At 47.6% G+C, this 21,779-nt stretch carries 25 protein-coding genes; 2 read left to right on the top strand and 23 right to left on the bottom strand.

Annotated features, from left to right (window positions below; genetic code table 11):
- Positions 1 to 18: 18 nt before the first annotated feature.
- The gene (recU, locus tag KNO91_RS02995; protein ID WP_214815980.1) at positions 19 to 645 is read right to left on the bottom strand and encodes a Holliday junction resolvase RecU; all 627 of its coding nucleotides are present in this window, start codon (positions 643 to 645) and stop codon (positions 19 to 21) included.
- Positions 646 to 1,001: 356 nt separating this feature from the next.
- Here recU and KNO91_RS02990 point away from each other — a divergent pair, with 356 nt between their 5' ends.
- Positions 1,002 to 1,853, top strand: coding sequence for a DUF3800 domain-containing protein (locus KNO91_RS02990; protein ID WP_251126025.1), 852 nt, complete (start codon positions 1,002 to 1,004; stop codon positions 1,851 to 1,853).
- A 38-nt stretch (positions 1,854 to 1,891) separates the two neighbouring features.
- On the opposite strand, the gene nth is transcribed toward KNO91_RS02990, so the two are convergent.
- The 14 genes from nth to bshB1 all read right to left on the bottom strand — a co-directional run bounded on the left by nth (position 1,892) and on the right by bshB1 (position 15,527).
- Positions 1,892 to 2,551 (bottom strand): endonuclease III, encoded by a 660-nt coding sequence (nth, locus tag KNO91_RS02985; RefSeq protein ID WP_214793940.1) that lies wholly within the window; start codon positions 2,549 to 2,551, stop codon positions 1,892 to 1,894.
- Complete coding sequence (locus KNO91_RS02980) at positions 2,551 to 3,135, bottom strand: DnaD domain-containing protein (RefSeq protein WP_214815977.1); 585 nt, start codon at positions 3,133 to 3,135, stop codon at positions 2,551 to 2,553. Before KNO91_RS02980 ends, nth begins: the two co-directional genes overlap by 1 nt.
- Before the next feature lie 62 nt (positions 3,136 to 3,197).
- Entirely contained in the window at positions 3,198 to 4,499 is a 1,302-nt protein-coding gene (asnS, locus tag KNO91_RS02975) for an asparagine--tRNA ligase (RefSeq protein ID WP_214788579.1), read from the bottom strand.
- Positions 4,500 to 4,519: 20 nt separating this feature from the next.
- Positions 4,520 to 5,707 carry a pyridoxal phosphate-dependent aminotransferase gene (locus KNO91_RS02970; RefSeq protein WP_214793944.1) on the bottom strand — a complete coding sequence of 396 codons (1,188 nt, stop codon included), beginning with the start codon at positions 5,705 to 5,707 and terminating at the stop codon, positions 4,520 to 4,522.
- A gap of 20 nt (positions 5,708 to 5,727) precedes the next feature.
- Complete coding sequence (locus KNO91_RS02965) at positions 5,728 to 6,213, bottom strand: hypothetical protein (RefSeq protein ID WP_214793946.1); 486 nt, start codon at positions 6,211 to 6,213, stop codon at positions 5,728 to 5,730.
- Positions 6,210 to 6,395 carry a YpmA family protein gene (locus KNO91_RS02960; protein ID WP_015881492.1) on the bottom strand — a complete coding sequence of 62 codons (186 nt, stop codon included), beginning with the start codon at positions 6,393 to 6,395 and terminating at the stop codon, positions 6,210 to 6,212. Before KNO91_RS02960 ends, KNO91_RS02965 begins: the two co-directional genes overlap by 4 nt.
- Positions 6,396 to 6,459: 64 nt before the next feature.
- Positions 6,460 to 9,270, bottom strand: coding sequence for an ATP-dependent DNA helicase DinG (dinG, locus tag KNO91_RS02955; protein ID WP_214815974.1), 2,811 nt, complete (start codon positions 9,268 to 9,270; stop codon positions 6,460 to 6,462).
- A 107-nt stretch (positions 9,271 to 9,377) separates the two neighbouring features.
- Positions 9,378 to 9,761 carry an aspartate 1-decarboxylase gene (gene panD / locus KNO91_RS02950; protein WP_015881490.1) on the bottom strand — a complete coding sequence of 128 codons (384 nt, stop codon included), beginning with the start codon at positions 9,759 to 9,761 and terminating at the stop codon, positions 9,378 to 9,380.
- Between the two features lie 5 nt (positions 9,762 to 9,766).
- Positions 9,767 to 10,597 carry a pantoate--beta-alanine ligase gene (gene panC, locus KNO91_RS02945; RefSeq protein WP_214815971.1) on the bottom strand — a complete coding sequence of 277 codons (831 nt, stop codon included), beginning with the start codon at positions 10,595 to 10,597 and terminating at the stop codon, positions 9,767 to 9,769.
- A complete protein-coding gene (gene panB, locus KNO91_RS02940) occupies positions 10,597 to 11,430 on the bottom strand; it encodes a 3-methyl-2-oxobutanoate hydroxymethyltransferase (protein WP_214793951.1) in 834 nt (277 codons plus the stop codon). Before panB ends, panC begins: the two co-directional genes overlap by 1 nt.
- A gap of 224 nt (positions 11,431 to 11,654) precedes the next feature.
- Positions 11,655 to 12,617, bottom strand: a complete 963-nt coding sequence (locus tag KNO91_RS02935; RefSeq protein ID WP_214793953.1) for a biotin--[acetyl-CoA-carboxylase] ligase — start codon at positions 12,615 to 12,617, stop codon at positions 11,655 to 11,657.
- A complete protein-coding gene (locus KNO91_RS02930) occupies positions 12,590 to 13,729 on the bottom strand; it encodes a CCA tRNA nucleotidyltransferase (protein ID WP_214793955.1) in 1,140 nt (379 codons plus the stop codon). The genes KNO91_RS02935 and KNO91_RS02930 overlap by 28 nt, the downstream gene beginning before the upstream one ends.
- Positions 13,726 to 14,847 carry an N-acetyl-alpha-D-glucosaminyl L-malate synthase BshA gene (gene bshA, locus KNO91_RS02925; RefSeq protein WP_214793958.1) on the bottom strand — a complete coding sequence of 374 codons (1,122 nt, stop codon included), beginning with the start codon at positions 14,845 to 14,847 and terminating at the stop codon, positions 13,726 to 13,728. The genes KNO91_RS02930 and bshA overlap by 4 nt, the downstream gene beginning before the upstream one ends.
- On the bottom strand, positions 14,844 to 15,527 hold the full coding sequence (gene bshB1 / locus KNO91_RS02920; RefSeq protein ID WP_214788604.1) for a bacillithiol biosynthesis deacetylase BshB1: 684 nt from the start codon (positions 15,525 to 15,527) through the stop codon (positions 14,844 to 14,846). The genes bshA and bshB1 overlap by 4 nt, the downstream gene beginning before the upstream one ends.
- A gap of 112 nt (positions 15,528 to 15,639) precedes the next feature.
- On the opposite strand from bshB1, the gene KNO91_RS02915 reads away from it, so the two are divergent.
- The gene (locus KNO91_RS02915) at positions 15,640 to 16,515 is read left to right on the top strand and encodes a YitT family protein (protein WP_214788607.1); all 876 of its coding nucleotides are present in this window, start codon (positions 15,640 to 15,642) and stop codon (positions 16,513 to 16,515) included.
- Positions 16,516 to 16,554: 39 nt separating this feature from the next.
- Here KNO91_RS02915 and KNO91_RS02910 read toward each other — a convergent pair whose 3' ends face one another.
- The 8 genes from KNO91_RS02910 to KNO91_RS02875 form a co-directional block, all read right to left on the bottom strand.
- Positions 16,555 to 17,013: a GreA/GreB family elongation factor gene (locus KNO91_RS02910; protein ID WP_214815968.1), complete on the bottom strand. Its 459-nt coding sequence runs from the start codon at positions 17,011 to 17,013 to the stop codon at positions 16,555 to 16,557.
- Positions 17,014 to 17,072: 59 nt separating this feature from the next.
- Positions 17,073 to 17,756, bottom strand: coding sequence for a zinc metallopeptidase (locus KNO91_RS02905; RefSeq protein WP_214745364.1), 684 nt, complete (start codon positions 17,754 to 17,756; stop codon positions 17,073 to 17,075).
- A 38-nt stretch (positions 17,757 to 17,794) separates the two neighbouring features.
- Positions 17,795 to 18,412 (bottom strand): DUF1405 domain-containing protein, encoded by a 618-nt coding sequence (locus KNO91_RS02900; protein ID WP_214793967.1) that lies wholly within the window; start codon positions 18,410 to 18,412, stop codon positions 17,795 to 17,797.
- 88 nt (positions 18,413 to 18,500) lie between these two features.
- Positions 18,501 to 19,295 carry a menaquinol-cytochrome c reductase cytochrome b/c subunit gene (locus KNO91_RS02895; protein ID WP_214788615.1) on the bottom strand — a complete coding sequence of 265 codons (795 nt, stop codon included), beginning with the start codon at positions 19,293 to 19,295 and terminating at the stop codon, positions 18,501 to 18,503.
- Positions 19,296 to 19,328: 33 nt separating this feature from the next.
- Positions 19,329 to 20,000 carry a menaquinol-cytochrome c reductase cytochrome b subunit gene (qcrB, locus tag KNO91_RS02890; RefSeq protein ID WP_015881478.1) on the bottom strand — a complete coding sequence of 224 codons (672 nt, stop codon included), beginning with the start codon at positions 19,998 to 20,000 and terminating at the stop codon, positions 19,329 to 19,331.
- 19 nt (positions 20,001 to 20,019) lie between these two features.
- On the bottom strand, positions 20,020 to 20,520 hold the full coding sequence (locus KNO91_RS02885; RefSeq protein WP_074034622.1) for a QcrA and Rieske domain-containing protein: 501 nt from the start codon (positions 20,518 to 20,520) through the stop codon (positions 20,020 to 20,022).
- A 110-nt stretch (positions 20,521 to 20,630) separates the two neighbouring features.
- On the bottom strand, positions 20,631 to 21,071 hold the full coding sequence (locus KNO91_RS02880) for a DUF2487 family protein (protein WP_214815965.1): 441 nt from the start codon (positions 21,069 to 21,071) through the stop codon (positions 20,631 to 20,633).
- A gap of 160 nt (positions 21,072 to 21,231) precedes the next feature.
- Complete coding sequence (locus KNO91_RS02875; protein WP_214793970.1) at positions 21,232 to 21,765, bottom strand: ReoY family proteolytic degradation factor; 534 nt, start codon at positions 21,763 to 21,765, stop codon at positions 21,232 to 21,234.
- Positions 21,766 to 21,779 lie beyond the last annotated feature (14 nt).

Genomic DNA, 21,779 nt, shown 5'->3' with positions numbered 1-21,779 from the left:
ATGGTTCACTCCTTCTATTCAATCGAGCCATTGATCGAGCACCATCAAATAATCAATCGACGGTAAGGCTCTCGTCGGCACTTCAATCGCTTCCTCTTCAATAAAGCGAAGTGGAATCGATTTACGTCCCGTCATTCGTTGTTCCCACCACTGGACGAGTTGTTCGGTGGTCAATACATATTGCGTATTATAGCGACTAAAGCGGATGATGACAAAACAAATCCCTCCGTGACGTTCACACTCACGCATATGTTCAATTTGATGTTCATGGAAATTGCCGAGCGGAAACGACGTCTTATTATTCGTTTCTTTCGCTTCAAAGTCAATGTACTTGCCGCGATACACCCCGTTATAGTCGGTCGTGGACGCCTGTTTGAAATAAGCTTCCGTCACTTTGGCGGCACTCCGCTTCGGATAGTCGACTTTGACGATTTGGAGAGGTGTCGGTTTCTTATGAATGACGGCCCGTTGATGAATCCGATAAAATTCATTCGTTTCATTCAACAACGTCTCCAAATTCATTCCGCGATTCGCATAGGTTGGAGAATTCGATCGTTCCTTCGAAATTCCTTCCCCCTTTTCTATCTTTGTCACTTTTGCTTTCTTACCGTTTGGATAATGGAACAATGTCGTCACCCCATACATACATATTAACAGGTCGGTCCACTCGTTCCTTCCGTCTCAGGTCTGATTGTCGACTTCTGTCGGTCGACACTTATGTGGATTTACCGCAACACATATCGTACCAAACTCCCGTATGTTAAACTAGTATGTAAGCGATTGTGTATCCAAATTGAAAAGCTCTCGTTATGTATGACCCGATTGTTTTTTTATGATAATAGCACCTATAGTGTTTATCCAAGATGACACATCGATAAACCTAATTGATGTCATTCTTTAAAAAGTGTGCAATTTCTGTGCAATAGATTGACCGAATCACCATTTGGAAATAAAATAGGATGCTTAAAGACGTTACTGTTAAGCCGTTTTGGAGGGATTGGATGGAAAGTGGAAAGAAGTATGTCATGTTCGTGGACGAGACTGGTACACCGAAAGGCAATACACAGTTCAATTTGACTGGTGTGTTGATGGAGTACAAGTATTCAATCGACGCGGATGAAACCGGATTACCTTGTGAGTTGAAGCGTCGTCTTCATGCGTTTAAGCGAGACGTTTTTAAAACCGAGCAAATTCCGCTACATTTGAAAGAAATTTTAAAGGCGGAACATCCATACGGTAAAGAAGACGGCATCACGATCGACATGTTGCGTGATTTTTGGGATAAACTACCTGACTTTTTGCGGGGAATTGATTGTACCATCGTCAGTGTCGAAGTCGATAAGCAAAAATTACATGACTTTTATTCGACGCCAAAAGATCCGTACGTCGTCGCTTTCGCCCACCTGATGAAGTCCTTTTATGCGTTCTTAGAGGAAACAGAGGCGGTCAGTGCACGCGTCGTCCTCGAATCAAGAGATGATTATCAGAACCTACTCATCCAAAAAGCATTTTTCGATATTTTCAACTCAGGTACAGTCCACCTCGATGTCGAAAAGAGTCGTCAAAAAATTAAAGGCTTCATTTTCTCTGAGAAGCAGAACACGATGTATCAATCTGGATTAGAAATCGCAGACCTCGTCTGCCTCCCACTGTCACGCGTTCGTCGTGGTGTGATTGAAGTAAAACCACGGTTCGTCCATTATGGGGACGAGAACCGAATCTTCAAAGCGATCAAGGACAAAATTTACATTCGTAAAGAAAGTCCGGACCAAGACTTCCGCAACTGGGGCTTCAAAAAGGTACCCATCACGAAAAAGCGTCGTGAGTGGAGCGACCATCCTTGGAACCATTAAACCAAAAATGCATCGACACAAAACGTGTCGATGCATTTTTACGTAGTGACTTTCGTCGATTTCATTCGTTTCTTGCCTTCACGGCACATATGAAGAAGCGGGCACGTCTCACAGGCAGGTCGCTGCGCTTTACAATGGTAGCGTCCAAAGAAGATAAATTGATGGTGAAGCTGCGACCATTCATCGCGTGGGAACTTCTTCATCAACGTATCCTCGACTTGGCGAACGTTATCTTTCCAACGACAAATGCCAAGACGTTTTGACACGCGCTCGACGTGAGTATCCACGGCAAAAGCGGGTTCATGGAACGCGACCGACAAGACAACGTTGGCCGTTTTGCGACCGACGCCTGGAAGGGCCTCTAGAGACGCCCGGTCTGACGGCACAATCCCGTCGTGCTCATTCACGATTTTCTCAGAGAGCGCCTTCACGTTCTTCGCTTTATTACGGTATAGGCCAATCCGCTTGATCAATGCCTCGATTTCCGAAACGTCTGCGGCAGCCATCGCTTCAACTGTCGGGAAGGCTTCAAATAGACCTGGTGTCACTTTATTGACAAGGGCATCTGTCGCTTGCGCGGAAAGCGCCACGGCGACCACTAATTCGAATGGATTTTGATGGGTCAACTCACAATGCGCATCCGGGAACATTTGCTTCATCGTGTCCGACACTTCTTGTAACTGAACTTTCGTCAACATCACTTGTTCCTCCGTTGATATTCCACGACATCTTCAAGCGTCTCGACTTGATGGTCCCGCCAGACGCGTAAGATTTTGTCCATATATTTAAAGTTTCGAACATTCCGTAGTTTTGCTTCGCGCAAAGCCGCCATAATCAACTCTTCGCTGAAGTTATCTTCCGTCATCCATCCAACGATTTGTTCAATCTCAAACGGGGTAATTGTCCCAAATTCTCGTTCAAATGTATGAATGATATTTTCATTCAACGTCTGTTGCGGTGCGATTTTCTCTTCTCCTTGTAACGCTTCAAACAGTGGCAATAGGCTGTATCGCTCGCTATTACTCGAAGCGTCAATGGCAATCAATTCTTTTTGCAACAGACCGAGCAGCACAGATCGTGCCTCATTCTCCGAAATATTCAATCGTTTCCCTAATTCGCTCGGGAGCGGCATGACGATGCCTTCCCCAGTCATTTCAAGTAGATGGACGATGAGACTGAATTCGACAGGTGACAAGTCGAGTCGTCTAGCATCAGTGAACAGTTTTCGCGGAATGACGACCGGACTTTGCTCGAATAATTGAATCAATTGATGTGCATCCATGTCGCACTTCCTTTCTAAGACACATTAATCGGGGAGGACATGACGTCTTCCCCGATTAATCGTTAAGGGTGGATTCGGTTTAATAAACGTGGGAACGGGATTGCTTCACGGATGTGCTCGATTCCACTGATCCATGCAACCGTACGCTCCAGTCCGAGCCCGAAACCAGAGTGTGGGACCGAACCGTATTGACGAAGTTCGAGATACCAATCGTACGCATCGGTTTCGTCAAGACCTTCTTTGATGATTTCTTCTTTTAGACGTTCATAGTCGTCTTCACGTTGCGACCCCCCGATGATCTCGCCATACCCTTCTGGTGCAATCAAATCTGCACAGAGTACGAGCTCTGGGTTTTCAGGGTCCACTTTCATATAGAACGGTTTGATTTCTTTTGGCCAGTGCGTGATGAAGACCGGTTGATCGTGCGCGTTCGCGATCGCCGTCTCATGTGGTGCACCGAAATCGTCGCCGTATTCGATATCATCGAATCCTTCAGATTTCAAGAATTTGATTGCATCTTCATAACGGACACGTGGGAATGGTGCCTTCACTTGCGCCAACTTCTCTAGGTCACGTCCAAGGAATTCAAGTTCATTCTTACAGTTCTCAAGCGCAGACTGTGCGATGTATGAAACATACTGCTCTTGAATTTCTAGGTTCATATCGTGATCGAAGAACGCCATCTCTGGCTCGATCATCCAGAACTCGATCAAGTGACGACGCGTTTTTGACTTCTCTGCACGGAAAGTCGGTCCGAACGAGAATACTTTACCGAGTGCCATCGCAGCGGCTTCCATGTACAATTGGCCCGTCTGGGAGAGGTAAGCAGATTGACCGAAGTAGTCTGTCTCGAACAACTCTGTCGTACCTTCTGGTGCACTGCTCGTCAGGATTGGTGGGTCGATTTTGACGAATCCTTCTTTGTTAAAGAATTCATATGTCGCACGAATAATTTCGTTACGAACTTTCATAATCGCATGTTGACGACGTGAACGGAGCCATAAGTGACGGTTGTCCATCAAGAATTCCGTTCCATGCTCTTTTGGTGTGATTGGATAATCCACTGATTCCGCAATCACTTCTAAATCAGTAACTTCTAATTCAAAGCCAAGTGGTGTGCGACCACCATCTGATTTGACGTTACCTGTCACCCAGACAGAAGTTTCTTGTGTCACACCTTTGGCGAGAGTGAACAATTCTTCAGAAACGTCTGCCTTCACGACGACGGCTTGTGCAAATCCGCTGCCGTCGCGTAATTGGAGAAACGCAATTTTTCCGCTCGAACGTTTGTTGGCAATCCAAGCGCCGACGCGGACTGTTTGTCCTTCATAATCTTTAAACTGGTTAATTGAAATTGTTGTCATATTCATTTCCATCCTTTCGCTTATCGAGTGCGCTTCGTAATGAAGTCTTCTACTCGATCGAGCGCTTCTAATACGCGTTTTAATTCTGTTGCATATGATAATCGTACGTAGTCTTCCTGTCCAAATCCAGAACCTGGAACGAGTGCCACGTTCGCCTCTTCAAGTACTGCCTCGCACCAAGCATCGACTGTGTCGTATCCGCTCTCGGTCGCGGCAACTTTTGCATTGGCATATAAGTAAAATGCGCCTTGTGGCTTCAAGCAAGTGATTCCCGGAATTTGTTCGAGACGATTATAGACGATATCAAGTCGCTCTTCGAACGACTGACGCATCATCTCCACATCATCTTGTGGTCCATTGTATGCCTCGACTGCTGCCGCCTGAGCGACAGATGTCGGGTTTGATGTCGAGTGAGAAGCTAAGTTTGTCATCGCACTAATAATTGTCGCATCACCAACGGCATACCCGATTCGCCATCCTGTCATCGCATGTGACTTCGAGACCCCATTGATGATCACTGTACGTTCACGCATGTTTGGTAGAGTCGCAATCGATACGAATTCTGCGTCCCCATAAATCAACTTTTCATAAATTTCATCGCTCACGACGAGAAGGTTATGTCGAAGAACGACATCGGCGAGTGCCTGTAGCTCTTCTTTCGTATAAATCATTCCCGTCGGATTTGAAGGGCTGTTCAAAATGACTGCCTTCGTCCGGTCCGTGATCGCATGTTCGAGTAATTCTGGTGTCAATTTGAATGATGTGTCTTCATTGGTATCGACATATACAGGCTCTCCATCCGCAAGTTTAATTTGCTCTGGATAACTGACCCAGTATGGTGTCGGGACGATGACTTCGTCACCCTCATCTAAAATTGCTTGGAATAAAGCGTATAAAGCATGTTTTGCACCAGAAGCGACCATCACCTCATTACGCTCAAACGTCAACTGACTATCCCGCTTCGTTTTTTCGATGATGGCATCCTTCAACGCGACTGTTCCGCCCGAAGGTGTATATTTTGTATCGCCATCACGAGCCGCTTGGCACGCAGCATCGATGATTCGTTCTGGTGTATTAAAATCAGGCTCACCTGCCCCGAGTCCAATCACATCTTTTCCTGAGGCCTTTAGCGCTTTTGCTTTAGCCGTAATCGCTAATGTTGTCGATGGTGTGAGTTGCTTTACTCGTTTCGCTAATAGATGTTCCATCATGATCCCCCTCTAATTCGTCACATTTGATCGGTCAATTGGACGCGTCGAATATACTCTCCAGTCTGTAACGTGTAATACGAATACGTATAAGATGCATCTGCCTTTGTGACTACTTCAATAAGCGCTCTCTCGTCGAAACCATACTTACAACTGACTAGTTGTCCGCCTGTCTCCTTGACTGAACGAGCGCAGACATCATTCGCATTTACTTCACCGATTTCACGCTGTTCAATCTCTAGTTTGTCATTCAATGGCACGAACCAGATAGAGTCCCCGTCCGCTTCCGGGAAAACAACATATGCCTCTGTCCCATTGAACAGCTCGCCTTGCCCCACTTGTAGGTTTGGCGATTCCTCATTCAATCGTGTCGTTGCTTCCTCGATGAGTTGCTCTTTTTGATTTTCTGTATGTCCAATCGTGAATCGATACATCACGCTAAAGACAAGGACGACACCAATTAGTGCCGTCAGCAATGAGACGATCCATTTTGTTTTTCTGGTCATTCTGTACGATAGATGGTGAAGACCATCTCTTCCTTCTTCGGATCATTCACTTTTTTCTCAAGCGAAAGGCCGAACATCAAATCTTGACTTTTTAACGTCCGATTCAATAAATCGACAATCTTATAAACATCCGCAGTCGGTTCGATGCGTACACTCGCAAGCGTCTCAATATTCGAATTCATGTTGACTCCTCCTCCAAAACACTATACGTATCATTATAAAACGATAACATCATGATGCCTAGCGTTATCTATCATTTCTTGCAACGGAGTTTTCCTTTTCATCTAAGAATAACTCCAACTCTGATAGAGACGTTTCTAGCGTCCCTTCTATCCGGTCCACCTTCGGCAAGCTGTTGATAAACTGTTTGCCATACCGAGTAGTCTCCACTCGACGGTCAAATACAAAAATCGCACCATAGTCCGCTTTCGATCGAATCAATCGACCGACACCTTGCTTGAATCGAATGACCGCTTGAGGAAGTGACAGTTCAAAGAATGGGGATTTGCCCATCGATTCAATCTTTTCAGAACGGGCTTGCATAATGGGTTGATCTGGTGGCGCAAACGGTAGACGTACGATGACAAGGCAGGTCAACGCCTCACCCGGAATGTCCACACCTTCCCAAAAACTAGCGGTCCCGAAAAGAATAGACTGCTCCATCCGCTTAAACTGCTTCGTTAATCGACTACGCGACCCTCCGCTGACACCTTGGGCAAGGAGCGTGTAGGACGGGTCGAGATGGTCTTTCACTTGTTCGTAAGTGAGACGTAACAATTCATTCGATGTGAAGAGAACGAGCATCCGTCCTTTTGTCACGTTCGCGATTTGAACGATTGATTGGGCCGTCTGTTCGACGAATTGCGGTAGCGGGACATCATTGATTAACGGGAAGTCTGATGGAACAAACAACTTGGCCTGCTCTTTAAAGTTGAATGGTGATGGTAGCACGACTCGTCTCACCGGTTCTCCTTCTAGTCCAAGTCGACGCTCCATGAAACTAAACTTACCGGAGACTGTCATCGTCGCCGACGTTAAAATCGTCGGTCTCTTCTTGAATAGACGTTCGTGCAACAGCGGTCCAATCTCGACAGGTTGTGTATACACCGAAGTCAATTTTCGGTTCCCTAAATTCAACTCGACCCAGCTGACCGCGTCATCGTCTCGTGTCAACATCGTCTCATAAATGACACTTTCGAGTTCTCGAACATCGCTAATCAATGTTTTCAGATCACTCAAGAGCGCACGTTGTTTGAATGTCATATGCTCTTTTCGCTCATCGAGCAGACGGTGTAGGTGCCTGAGCGATGTCCGAAGCGTTCGCAACTTGTCCTCTAATCGATTCGCCACTTCGCGAATTGGTCGGAACGCAGCTCCTTCTCGTTCGAAACGAACCGTTTGACGAGGTTCTTTTTTCTTTCCTAACGATTGCAACGCAGTCAAAAGGTCCTCGAGCTCTTCTTCAACCCGAGCAAGCGCAGAATCAATTTGTTGGCTGAACGCCTCCGCCTCTTCCGTAACAGAAGTCAAATCGGCAAGTTGGATGATTCGTGAATGAAACTTTCCATCCGCTCCATATCCAAACCATTTAAACAACCGGTCGAATTGGATGGCATCAAACGTCACTCCAAAATGGTGAGAGGCCACTTCTTCGACTTGATGCGCCTCGTCTAATACGAGTGGCGTATCAGTCGGTAAGATGCCTGCCTGATGTTGTAAATCAGAAAATAACAACGCATGGTTCGTCACGATCAAGTCTGCCTCTTTCGAACGTAGGACCGCCTTTGTGAAAAAGTCACGACTATACCATGGATCGAATCGACCGAATTCACTTGAAGCATCTGCTTGTATCAGACGTTTGAAGGCGGCAGGACCTTGCGTCGCAGACCCTGGGAAGGAGAGTTCTTCTAAATCCCCCGTCACCGTTTCAGTCAACCATACAAGCACCATCGCTTTACACATCGAAACTAACAGTCCATCATTCGATTCGTCGAGAACCATCTCAAATTTTCGCAAATCGATATAGTTCCGTCTTCCTTTCAACAGCGTGAATTCAATTTCCGGAAAAATCTGTTGGAGCACCGGTAAATCACGGGTCAACAACTGCTCCTGTAATTGAATCGTATGCGTACTGATGACGACCGGCCGTTTCGTCTCGAGTGCATGATGCGCGCTCGGGATCAAATACGCCAATGTTTTCCCAGTACCGGTCCCAGCTTCGACTAACAGCGTTTTCTCATCATCTAACGCTTTATAGACGTGACGCATCATTTCAAATTGACTTTGTCTCGGCTCAAACTGCTCAAAGATTGACGGGAGTGTCTCTTCAATCGTACGAAGTAGAAACGGTTCGAACGGTTCACGCTCTATTGCCGGTACGAATGAATCGTCAGGGCGACGCAAAGCAATCTTACGATGAATATCAAAACGTGTTTCGTCATCAGGTCGAATCCCGATCTCGACGATGATTTCATCGAGTAACGGCTCGATATGACTCGTCCACGACTCTGATAAGGCGCGAAGTCGTTTCAATGTCACGACGGGCAACTCACGCAACCGCTCCAGCATTCGAATAAAGAGCTCGGCAGTCGCCTCCGCATCACTAAGGGCCCGATGTGCGTCTGTATGTACGAGGTCAAACGTGTCGGATAACGCTTCAAGGGCATGGCTCTCTAATGTCGGATAAAGAATGCGCGACATTTCAACCGTGTCAATGGCTCTACCCTGAAATGGAAGGTAACCGGCTTGTTCAAGACTCTCGTTTAAAAAAGTTAAATCAAATGCGACGTTATGCGCGACAAATACCCGTCCATCTAGCATTTTCCAAATGTCGGGAATCACTTCTTCAAATGTCGGTGCATCACTTACGTCATCATCGCTAATCGTTGTTAATTGCGTAATAAAAGGTGGGATTGGTCGACCCGGTCGAATCAAGGTGCTATAGCGCTCGATTACTTCACCAGCTTGTACGACGACCGCCGCAAACTCAATCAGTTCATCACCGGACTTTACGGAATGACCCGTTGTCTCTATATCCACAATCACATACGTGTCCATAACATCCATCCCATCTTAGGCACGCTCGTGCTTTCTATCTGTCTCATCTTACCATAGAACGAACGACGAAAAAACGGGGATGCCTTTGTCGACATCCCCAGAATACTTTATAAAATCGTATGGGCGATCTCTTCGTAAAGAAGTTGATCGACCTCATTTTGCTCATTCAATACGGCGACTTTTGGACGATGCGTTTTCGCTTCTTCCGCTGTCATTTGACCGTACGCCATGATGATGACAACATCACCGACCTGGAAATGACGTGCAGCGGCACCATTTAAACAAATCACACCCGATCCACGTTCCCCTTTAATGACGTACGTCTCGATGCGAGCACCGTTATGGTTGTTCGTAATATGAACATGCTCGTTTTCCATGATGCCTACCGCATCCATCAAGTCCTCATCGATTGTGATCGAACCGACGTAGTGTAAGTTTGCTTCTGTCACTGTAGCTTTATGAAGCTTCGCGTGCATAAATGTACGAATCATTGGATTCATCCCTTCTTCCAAATCACATTATCAATCAATCGGGCTCGTTCGAATTGAACGGCCACCGCTATCAATATTTCATTCGAATCGCTTGAGGCAACACCGAGCGTCGGATAGTCCACGAGTTCGACATAATCGATTTGACTGTTTGGAATCCCGTCTAATCGTTCGGTCAATTGTCGTTTCACTTCCTCAATCTTGTGACCTGACTCAAGCGCTTCTCTTGCTACCGTCAACGCTTTAAAGATTTGACTCGCTTCTTCTTTTTCAACATCTGACAAATACACGTTTCGAGAAGACTTGGCTAATCCTGTCTCCTCACGAATAATCGGGCAGCGTCGAATGTCGACCGGAACAAAATAGTCTCGGACGTATCCTTCGATCAGCGCCACTTGCTGGGCATCTTTCAGACCGAAATAAGCACGTGTCGGTTGAACAAGGTTAAATAATTTAGAGACGATTGTCAACACACCATCAAAATGGCCGGGACGACTTGCCCCACATAACACGTCCGCGCCTTGGCGAACAGTGACGCGTGCCATATCAAGCGAATACATCGTCTCCGTTGTCGGATAGAACAGAAGGTCGACACCGGCTTCCCGAGCCAACTTTTCATCTCGTTCAAAATCTCGAGGATACCGATCGAGGTCTTCGTTCGGGCCGAACTGAGTCGGATTGACAAAGATACTCATGACAACGAAGTCATTTTCACGTCGTGCGTTCTCGACGAGACTCATATGTCCTTCATGCAAATATCCCATCGTGGGAACGAAGCCAACTATTTGGTTCGTCGGAAGCGTGTGGCGCAACTCTTCAACGGTTGATACAATCTTCATCATTTTCCTCCATACAGCGAATCGAGTAATGATTCATCCATCGTGAACGTATGACGTTCAAGCGGGAATTGACCAGTTTTTGTCTCTTCCACATAAGAACGGATAGCCTCTGTCGCCACTTCATTCACATCCGCATATGCTTGAACAAATTTAGGTAAGCGGTCTACCCCGTACCTCAATACGTCGTGATAGACGAGTACTTGTCCGTCGACTTCCGCCCCGGCACCGATCCCGATGACTGGGATTGTCAACTCTTCTGCGATTCGTTTTGCTAACTGGTGAGGGACACACTCGAGGACGAGCATCTTCGCACCCGCTCGCTCGGCAGCCAAGCTGTCTTGAAGTAGTGTTTCCGCTGCCTCTAGCGACTTCCCTTGTACCTTGTACCCTTCTAATACACCGACCGATTGCGGAGTCAACCCTAGATGGGCGACGCACGGCATCCCAACCTGAGTCAGACGTTCAATCGTCTGTAAGACTTCGCCGGCACCTTCTAGTTTAATGGCATCCGCATGTCCTTCTTGGAATAGACGGGACGCTGCCTGGAGCGTCCGATCAAAATCACCATGGTATGTCGCAAATGGCATATCCACTACGACGAACGTGTTTTTCGCCCCACGGCGTACAGCTTTCGAGTGGTGAAGCATATCTTCCGTCGTCACTGGGATTGTCGAATCATACCCAAGAACGACCATCCCAAGGGAATCGCCGACCAGAATCAAATCGACACCTGCCGCTTCTGCCAGCTTCGCTGACGGATAATCATACGCCGTCAACATGACGAGCTTTTCCTGCTCGTTCATCTTTTTCAATAATGAAGTCATCGTGTGCATCTGTTTCTCCTCCTAAACGTGGAGACAGGAAAGAATAAACGCCTTCTTACACGAATGGCAAGAAGGCGCACGAAAAACAAGTTCATGGTTTTCATGAGTAGTGTCCTTCTGTCCCTGTCAAAATGATCAAGGCAGACAACTGATTGTGACAGTCTGCAAGTGCGGTACACTTCAACAAATGATAGCGTCCGACACATTAAGTATAGTCGATGGTCTCGCTTTCATCAATCATTCCACACTGCAATCTCAGCAGAGTAAATCGTTTCGATCTTTCCATCTGCCTCAAGAAGCAACGCGCCCTCTTCGGATATCCCTCGCATGACACCAGATCGCGACGCACGAGAAGCGTTCAACGTGATCGTTTCATTTAAATAGGCGGCATGACGCATCCAATTTACTCGAATCGGGTCAAACCCCGCTTCGAGGAATCGATCGTATTCGATTTCAAGTTCAGCTAGCAATTCAGCCAATAGTTCACTTCGACGGTATCGTTTACCGGTCTCTAGGTAAAGGGAGGTGGCTCGATGTGCCAACTCTTGCGGAACCGCCTCGCCATTGACGTTCACGCCGAACCCTAAGATGACAGCTTGGATACGGTCGCCTTCCGTCTGCATTTCTGTCAAAATACCGCCGATTTTCTTTCCATTCAATAATAAGTCGTTTGGCCATTTAATCGTGACATCAAGGTGTCGATGATTAAGCGCTCTTGCGAAGGCGCTCGCTGCCATCAATGTCAGTTTCGACGCGTCACGAATTGGCAAATCGGGTCTCAGGATGATACTCGCCGCAATATTGACTTGTTTCGGGTTATGCCAATGTCGCCCGAGTTGTCCCCGTCCTGCAGTCTGTTCCTCACTAATAACGAGTGTCCCTTCTGGTACATGTTGTTGAGCTAGCTCATGGGCGATTCGTTGTGTCGTATCAATCTGCTCATATGCATGCACAGTTTGACCGAATCGGCCTTTTCGGAATGAGACGAAAGCTGGTTCATCCAACCGGTCGCTCTGTTCGATCAGTTGATATCCTTTACGGGGAATGGTATGAATCGCGTACCCGTCTTGCTTTAGGGTTTCGATATGTTTCCAAATAGCGGTACGTGAAATATTCAATTGGCGCGCCAATTCTTGTCCGCTCCATACTTCCCCATTTTGTAACAGTGTCAGGACACGCCCGCGCGTTGAAGCCATCTTCTCGCCTCCTCTTTCAATACAGTCTCATGATTCGGAATGTCTTGTGAAATGACACGTCGTTCGAGATCGAGCAACAGGTGCTTGATTGCCTCTCCTCTCGCCCCGAGTTCAAGGGCATCCCGGCCATTGAATTTCAGTTCTTGACGAGATTGGATCGGGAGCAATCGCTTCAGTTCACGACTGCGGTCCTCTTCACCATTCATCTTAAAATAAGTCGAGAGCGTGTCTTCATCCGTCATGTAGACCGTCATCACATCGAGACCCGTTTCACAGAGTTCGGCGAGTGTCCGTGCCTCCCGCTTGATCGCGTTCGATCGTTTCCATGGAAGTAGCCACGTCTCATCTTTCGCATGATATAAGAAGAGAGCCCAGCCACTGACCGCGTTCACGGGAGTCCGCTCATCTTGTTGCACCCGCTGCATCAATTCGGTCGTCACGTTCGGCAAATGACGATGGATGCCGAGTTCGACCATCTCGGCCAACGCTTTTCGGTAGGCAGGTCCGGTCAGCAGCTTTTCAAACTCGATCGCGATGCGCTCCATCGCAATCTGTTCGAGCTTATGGCTAAGCGCACTCGCCGCGTCGCGCAATTCCTCATGTAAGGTGAAATCGAGCTGGGACATGAAACGGAGGGCACGCATGATCCGAAGGGCATCCTCACCGAACCGCTCGAAAGGACTCCCGACCGTCCGGATGATCCGTTCCTCTAAATCATGCTGACCCCCAAATAAATCCACGACCTGACCGTCATGGAACGCCATCGCGTTCATCGTAAAGTCGCGACGCAACATGTCCTCTTCGAGTGTCACCCCGAGTGCGACATGGTCCGGACGTCTTGAATCTGAATACGCCCCTTCCGAACGAAATGTCGTCACTTCAAACGGGTGATGGTCAATGATGACCGTGACCGTTCCATGCTCGATACCGGTCGGGACCGATTTCGGGAACAGTGCCATCACTTCCTCCGGAAACAGAGAAGTCGCCAAGTCGATATCGTCGGGCAAACTTCCGAGCACATAGTCCCGAACGGCCCCACCGACGATGTACGCCTCACCGCCATGTTGTTCGATTGTCTCGATGATCTGTTTTGCATACTCCCACTCTGTCATGAAGTCACCACCTGTTCATACAAGCGCTCATATTGTGTCACGATGTCTTGCGAAGCGAAACGCTTCGATTTTTCGAGTCCATTTTGTCTGAACCGCTCTTGAAGTACCGTATCTGTCAATATGCGTTGCATCGCCAGAGCGGCGATTGTCGCCTCACCTCGCGGAACGACAAAGCCGTCCTCGCCGTCCGTGATGACTTCCGGTAAGCCGCCTGCGTCACTGACGACCGATGGGACACCCGTCGCCATCGCCTCGAGTGCGACGAGACCGAACGCCTCTTTGTCTGACAATAGGACATGAACGTCACTAATGGAGAGGAGTGCGGCGACTTGCTCTTGTTTCCCGGCAAAGATGACGTCGTCTTCAAGTCCCATCTCTGTCACGAGACGGCGCATCGCACCCATGAGAGGACCATCTCCGACGAGTAACAGTTTTTTATGTGGTACCTCCATCTTGTCGAACGCCTCAAGGACAAGGTCGACACGTTTGACGGGACGGAAGTTTGAAATGTGGATGACGACTCGGTCATCTGCCGTCAGACCGTATCTTTCACGTAATGTCGGGTCGATTTGAGGTGTATAGACCGACTCATCGATAAAGTTGTGAATCACTTGAATCGGTAAATCACCTGCGATCCGCTCCTCTGTCTCCCGTTTCAAACTATGTGAGACGGCCGTGATGGCATTGGATTGGCGCAAACCATAAAGAATCGCCGGTTTCAATTCCTCATCCTCACCGAGCACCGTGATGTCGGTCCCATGTAACGTCGAGACGATCGGTGTCTTCACACCGGCCATCTCCCGACCAAGCGCAGCACATACAGCATGTGGGACCGCGTAATGCGCATGAATGACATCCAGTCCGAACGATTGGATGACACTCGCGATTTTCGCCGATAGCGTCATATCGTATGGCGGATAGCGAAAGACTGAATATTGATTGATCTCGACTTGGTGGAACGTGATATTCGGGTGGTAAGCGTTTAAACGGAACGGCATACTGCTCGTGATGAAGTGGACGTCATGTCCGCGGTCTGCAAGCTTCATCCCGAGTTCTGTCGCTAAAATCCCTGAGCCTCCGACCGATGGATAACAAAGAATCCCAATCCGATATGTCATGTGAGATCACCTGCCTGTTTCACGACATACGGTCGCACTCGCTTCAAACCTTCCGCATAGGAGACGCCAATCAAACTTCCAAAATGTCGTTCACGGGCGACCACCCGTTCTACATAAGCGTCTGTGAGTGGCGTTTTCACCCCGTCAACAGGCGTGAATTGACTCGCATAACATTGCAGCGCCTGTGTCTTCACTTCAATTGTCTCGCTAATATCGACACATACGTCTGGCTCGACGTGCGCATTGATCATGTATTGGTACACACTTTCCGGTCGATATGCCGGAAGCTCCGGTAAATATTTTCGGATACCGGCGTTGAACAGCGCCTCTGTCACCAAGTACGCACAAGCTGCATGATCTGGATGACGGTCGACCTCATATGGATAGATCAAGTGTGTCGGACGTTCACGACGAATCAACGAAACAATCGCCTCGAGCTGCTCTGCGCTTCCATCTATCCCCCGGTCTTTAAAGCCGAGATTTATGCGACGGACACCGAGCACAGCATCTGCCGCACTTGCTTCTCGTTGTCGTGTTTCTACATCACCATTCGAAGATAGCTCCGCTCTCGTCAAATCGACGTAAACGACCTCAATCTTCTCTTTTGTCCATTGGGCGGTCATCCCTGCAATCCCGATTTCGATATCATCTGGATGTGCCCCGATGGCTACTACTTTCATCTACATCACCTCTTCTTTGAAAAGTATAGCCGACTCGTTTCTGAATGTCATATGTTCAGGGTAGTCAATCGAACTGTTTTTCGAGTAATCTATCTAAGGGGAGGTGAACCTGATGACGGTACAATTACCGATTCGTGTTCGAAATATCATATTCATTTTAATAGGTTCTTTTATTTTTGCATTCGGCGTTTATCACTTCAACGTCCAAAACAATTTGGCTGAAGGTGGATTCACCGGAATCACCTTGATTCTTCGGGGTCTCTTTGATATCTCGCCTTCCATTACGAACTTGGCGTTAAACATCCCGCTCTTTTTCATGAGTTACAAGTTGTTAGGTCGAACGACGTTCATCTATACACTCATCGGGACGTTCTCATTCTCACTTTGGTATGCACTCATCGCTAAATATTCTACGCTCGTCATCGACCTGACGGATGATATGGTGCTCGCCAGTTTGTTCGCCGGTCTCTTTATCGGGGTCGGGCTCGGCATCATCTTCAACAATGGCGGGACGACCGGTGGCGTCGACATTATCGCGCGTCTCGTCCAACGATATATCGGTTGGTCAATCGGAAAGACGTTTCTCATCTTCGACTTCTTTGTCATCGTCCTTAGTTTGACGTATCTCGATTACCGTGAGGCGATGTATACACTTCTCGCTGTATATATCGGGGCACGTGTCATTGACTCGATGCAAGAAGGGACGTATGCCGGTAAAGCGGCGATGATCATCAGTGACCACCGGACCGCCATCGCTGATGGGATTCACGCAACGATGAACCGCGGCACGACAAGGTTGCTTGCCAAAGGTGGCTACTCGAATCGTGACCTTGAAGTATTGTACGTCGTCGTCGGACGAAATGAAGTGAACCGTTTGAAGACGATCGTCAAACAGATCGATCCGCATGCATTTGTCACGTTCCACCACGTCTATGAAGTTGGCGGAGAAGGGTTCACGTTCGATGAGAATCGGATTCCGTTGAAGTAAACAAAAATCGCCCGTTCATATGATGAACGAGGCGATTTTTTATGCTTCAATGCTAAGTACTTCGAATGCCAGCGTACCTTCGGGCGATTCGACGTGTACGATTTGACCAACCGTAGCACCAATCAAATTGCGACCGAGTGGCGATGAGCTTGAAATACTCCCTTGTCCTAAGTCCGCCTCGGCCTCACTTACGATTCGATAGCTCTCCGTCTCCTCGTCGTTTCGTTCCCGAATGACGACCTTGTTTCCGAATGACACGACGTCCGTTTGTTTGGATTCGACGATTGTCGCGTCGTCAAGCAAGCGTTCAAGTTCTAAAATATCCGCCTCCATCCGCTCATAATCACGTACCGCTTCGACATAGGTGACATCTTCTCGGAAATCACAAAACTTTCGCGCCGTCCGCATGCGTTCACGTGCAACCGTCCGGGCATGCTTTAACGTCGCGAGCCTATTTTTCACTTGATCATGACCCATCGCTGTCAGTTGTGGCTTCATGGACAACATCTCCCTCTCTCAACAAATCAAAAAATCCCGCCGGTTGACGGGATTTCGTTCTATTCTTCTCGTGGCATGAAGACGATGAGTGCCAAACGAATGAGTTCGGCAACGGCAACGAGCGTCGCAGCCACATATGTCCATGCTGCTGCATTCAATACTTTACGTGCACCTGACTCTTCTGTCGCCGTCACGATTCCGTGTGACGTCAACTGTGCCATCGCCCGTTTCGAAGCATCGAACTCGACCGGTAGCGTAATCAATTGGAATACGACCGCCCCGAGCATCATGATGACACCGAGTTGTGCCAACCCGAGTGCGCCGAACAAGAAGCCTCCGAGCAATAACGGGAACGACAAGTTCGATGTAATGTTAACGACTGGAACGAGACTATGACGAACGCGCATCATCTTGTAGTCAGTCGCATCTTGAATGACGTGACCAATCTCGTGAGCTGCAATCGCAGCCGATGAAATCGTCGATCCTTGATATACTTCACGAGACAGACGAACGACTTTATTGACTGGGTCATAGTGGTCGCTCATGAGTCCATCGACCATTTCGATTCGTACATTGTGAACACCGTTCTGTTTCATGATGAAGTCAGCGACTTGTGCGCCTGTGACACCGCTTTGAAGCGGTTGTTTTAAGAACTGTTTGTACGTGCTTTTCACTCGCATCTGGGCCCATAAAGGGATGAGCATAATCAGTGCAAGATAGAAAATATAGCCACCTAATGACATTTTCTATTTCACCTCTGCGTGTATTTGATAATTTGATTTTACATTCTTATGAACTTATTTTCAAGCGAAGGGCGTAGGACGAACGCATATCCCATAAAAAAACATAATCCCGTTAACCAAAACGAGCCGTAGCCGATCCACATAATATGTTCTGCGAGTGACGGATAGCGCGGCCATTGACCGAGCACGTAATCGACCACGTCATTATGAATTACCCAAATGAGCGAGCAGACAAACGATGTAACTGTCCATTTCATAAACGGTGCATAGATGAGTGCCTGAAGCGCCATCGCTCCGTGGGAGACCATCAACATGACCGCCATTAAGACGGTGAGGGTCGGTGCATCAGGCGGTAACGTCCCTAAAAACATGATATTCATGATGACGGCCCATACCCCATATTTAATCAACGTAATGAACGCAAGCGTCTCAAACAGCGGAGAGCGTTTGTTCGCAATCCATAGCCCGAGCACAATCGTAAAGAAGAGGGATGCCGTTGGGCTATCCGGAACGAATGGCCAATATACATAAGCTGTATCCCGTAGTTGAGGTTCATACCAAATATAGCCGTAAATTGTACCTCCTAAGTTGATGACAAATAAAAGAGTCAGCACGATTCGATGCATCAAGAAAGGTTTTAAAAACGTCGGGTTCATTGTCTCCATCCTTTTTTCTTCAGTTTATCGCAATACGAACAAATAAGTAAAAAAGTGTAGCCTGGTTTCTCAGGCTACACTTTATAGCTTACTCGTTATTTTCGCCGCCTTCACCATATGAAGCGATGAACTCAGATAATACTTGTAAATCTTCAGGTGAGCCGTCCCACTGACCAGCAGGCATCGTCCCAATCCCGTTTACAGCAATATCTGCAATCTCTTCAGCCGTGTACGTCGTACCGACCAAGGCAGGAGCAGCTGCTCCACCTTCTAAGTTTTGACCGTGACAGTTCACACATGATTGAGCCGAATAAATCTCATATCCTGGTGCAGCTGTATCAATTTCAGGACCTTCACCTGGAATTTGAAGTTCACCTTGTGCATGAACTTGATCCCAGTGTGTCGTTTGAACAGATTCCCAAGTCAAGTAGAAGACTGAAAGAATACCGAGCATCATGAAACTAATGGCGACTGGTCGTTTCGCAGGGCGACGCTCGAGGCCTTGGTCAAGCCAAGGTGCGATGAGAAGTGCCGTGAACGCCAAACCTGGAATAATGACTGTACCGAGTAAGATCCAGTCTCCAGCAGCGAATTGATATTTGAGTAACTGATACAAGAACAAGAAATACCAGTCCGGTAATGGAATGTATGACGTGTTCGTTGGATCGGCGATATTTTGAAGCGGTGGTGCCTCGACAATCGTCAAAGCGATGAATCCGATCAAGAAGACCGAACCTACCATCCACTCTTTAAGCAAGAAGTTTGGCCAAAACGCTTCTGTGCGTCCTGGATATTCTGAATAGTCTTTTGCAATGTTTTGTTTCCGATTCGAGATTCCTACTCGAGAGTCGGTTACAAATTTCATCCCTTTACCGCGATGCATATCGTTTCTCCTCCTTTTTCTCCTCGAATCGGCTTATAGCGGTCCAGAAACCCCTTGTTTACGAATCATCAAGAAGTGGGCTCCTAATAGTCCGAACAATGCCGCCGGTAAGAAGAAGACGTGGATGGCGAAGAATCGTGCGAGTGTGCTCGCCCCGACAATCTCACCACCGGCGAGAAGTGTCTTCGCAATACCACCGATGACCGGTACACTTTCAGCAATTTGAAGCGTAACTTTCGTTGCGAACAACGCTTTCATGTCCCAAGGAAGCAAGTATCCTGTAAGTCCAAGCGCCAAGACGACGAAGAACAAGAGAACACCGACGACCCAGTTAAGCTCACGTGGCTTTTTATACGATCCCGTGAAGAACACGCGGAGCGTATGTAAAAATAACATGACGATGGCAACGGATGCGCCCCAGTGGTGCATCCCACGAACGATTTGTCCGTGTGCGATTTCATTTTGTAAATAGTACACCGACGCGTGCGCGTTGATGATATCTGGTACATAGTACATCGTCAAGAACATCCCAGAAAGGATTTGAATGACGATCGTAAAGAATGTCAAACCGCCAAAACAATAGACAAATGCAGAGAAGTGATGAGCAGGGTTGACGTGTTCCGGTACTTCATGGTCTGCGATATCGCGCCAGAGCGGTGTGATGTCTACGCGTTCATCGACCCAATCATAAATTTTTTGTAACATCGGCTAGTTCCCCCTCTCATTACTGAGCGACTGGACTACCTAAATATAGGAAGCCGTCTTTTTCTTCTTTTTCATAACGTGCAAGTGGTGCAGTTGGTGGTGTACCTGGAATGTTCGTTCCATCTTTTTCATAACGTCCTAAGTGACACGGACAGAAGAATTCTTGTGGACGAGTCGGATCACCAGCAAAAGCTACCTGGCAGCCAAGGTGTGTACAAATCGGAGAAAGTGCGATGATTTCGCCACTTTCTGTTTTGTATACCCATGCTGAAAGTGTTTCTTCAAATTCGTACCAAGCATCTTGTGTTTGTTTCTTAAAGTCGACACGTTGCGGCTCAGTCGTGATGTCATCAAGACTCATTACTTTTACTTTGTCGCCTGCTCCAGATTTTTTCAAAACCGGATCGATCGCAAAGTTGACCATCGGACTGATCAATGTTGCCGCCATAAAGCCACCTACTCCAGTCAGTGTGTACGTTAAGAACTGACGGCGCGTGACTTTTGACCCATTTTGAGCCATTTCGTTCCCCCCTCATTCGTGTGCATAACCCCATAATTCTTTATGCATTCTTCACAAAAATTTCTCACTCAACAAAATAGTATATCAATAAAACCTCTACGTCAACCGCTTCATGTCGCCATCCAACGGCTCGAAAGTTCCGTGATAACTTGTGTCGCAAAATTTTGTACCATCGTATGCGCCTGATCGCTCGTCATCGCTCCTAGCGCTAACGGCGGCACGAACAAAATTGGCAATTCATACGGCTTAAAACGGACGTCTGATGCAATGAACAAAACGTGAGAAAATCCGGATGTTTCCGCTTTTTCCACTACATCTTTCGCTAATTCTACACCAGCTTCCACATCGGTGTAACTGATTGTCGGGCTGAGCATCGTTCGACCAGATAATTGACGTTCTGTCTCGACCGTAACGGCATGAATGACTTCATAGCTTTCGGCTTTACGAACCATACCCTCACCAAACGCCAATTCTGCGAGCGGAACGATGAGCGTATCGACGTATTGTCGTTCGGCAATCGAGCGTAGTGCCCCTTGACTATCGAACCTCATCTTTTCCCTCCTCTCCAACTGATCTCATCATGTCTATTGTATCGTACATGACTTCGTTCACGTTTCAAACTTATGAACGAACTGTGAAATAATTGTGTATTCCTACGTTATTAATATACCAAAAAACAAGCGCCTACCGGAACGGAAGCGCTTGTTTTTTTCAAAATAATTTAGATGCCCGTACTTGGTGAAGCTGACTCGTCAAATTGCGAAATAGATTTTCGTCTCGGCGATCGAGTGCTTTATCGATTTCAATCAATAGTCGCTCCTCTTCAAATTGGGCAACCGAGGCTTGAATGACCGTCTGGGCAGAGGAAGAAACTTCATCCTTCACTTCTGCCACCGGCTCAAACGGATTCTGTTCCACGATATCGATCCAGTTCTCGTCAATCATCATGCCCTGGAAGTTCAATTCCACATAGATCGGCCCATCGTGCAGACGGATGTCGTGATAAGCCTTCTCAGGATTCATGGTCACAAGGTCTCCCCGTCGATATCGAAACGGTTCACCGTCAAATCCGTACGCCGTCATTACAAGACTTCGCGGCGAGACCGAGGCGTTCGTGACGAAATGAACGTTGCCAAGCTTATCGGGATGTCTCAACCAATAGTCAAGAATCCACTTTGCTTCACGTTTCCGAAGTGTATGATGAGCGACAAATCGCTTCAAAAAATTCCGTTTCCGCTCGACCATCTGACCTCATTCCC

Source organism: Exiguobacterium sp. s59 (genome assembly GCF_018617475.1).
GTDB classification, from domain to species: Bacteria; Bacillota; Bacilli; order Exiguobacteriales; family Exiguobacteriaceae; genus Exiguobacterium; species Exiguobacterium aestuarii.
The sequence above is the reverse complement of the archived record's forward strand: the minus strand, read 5'-3'. Positions and strand labels throughout refer to the sequence as shown.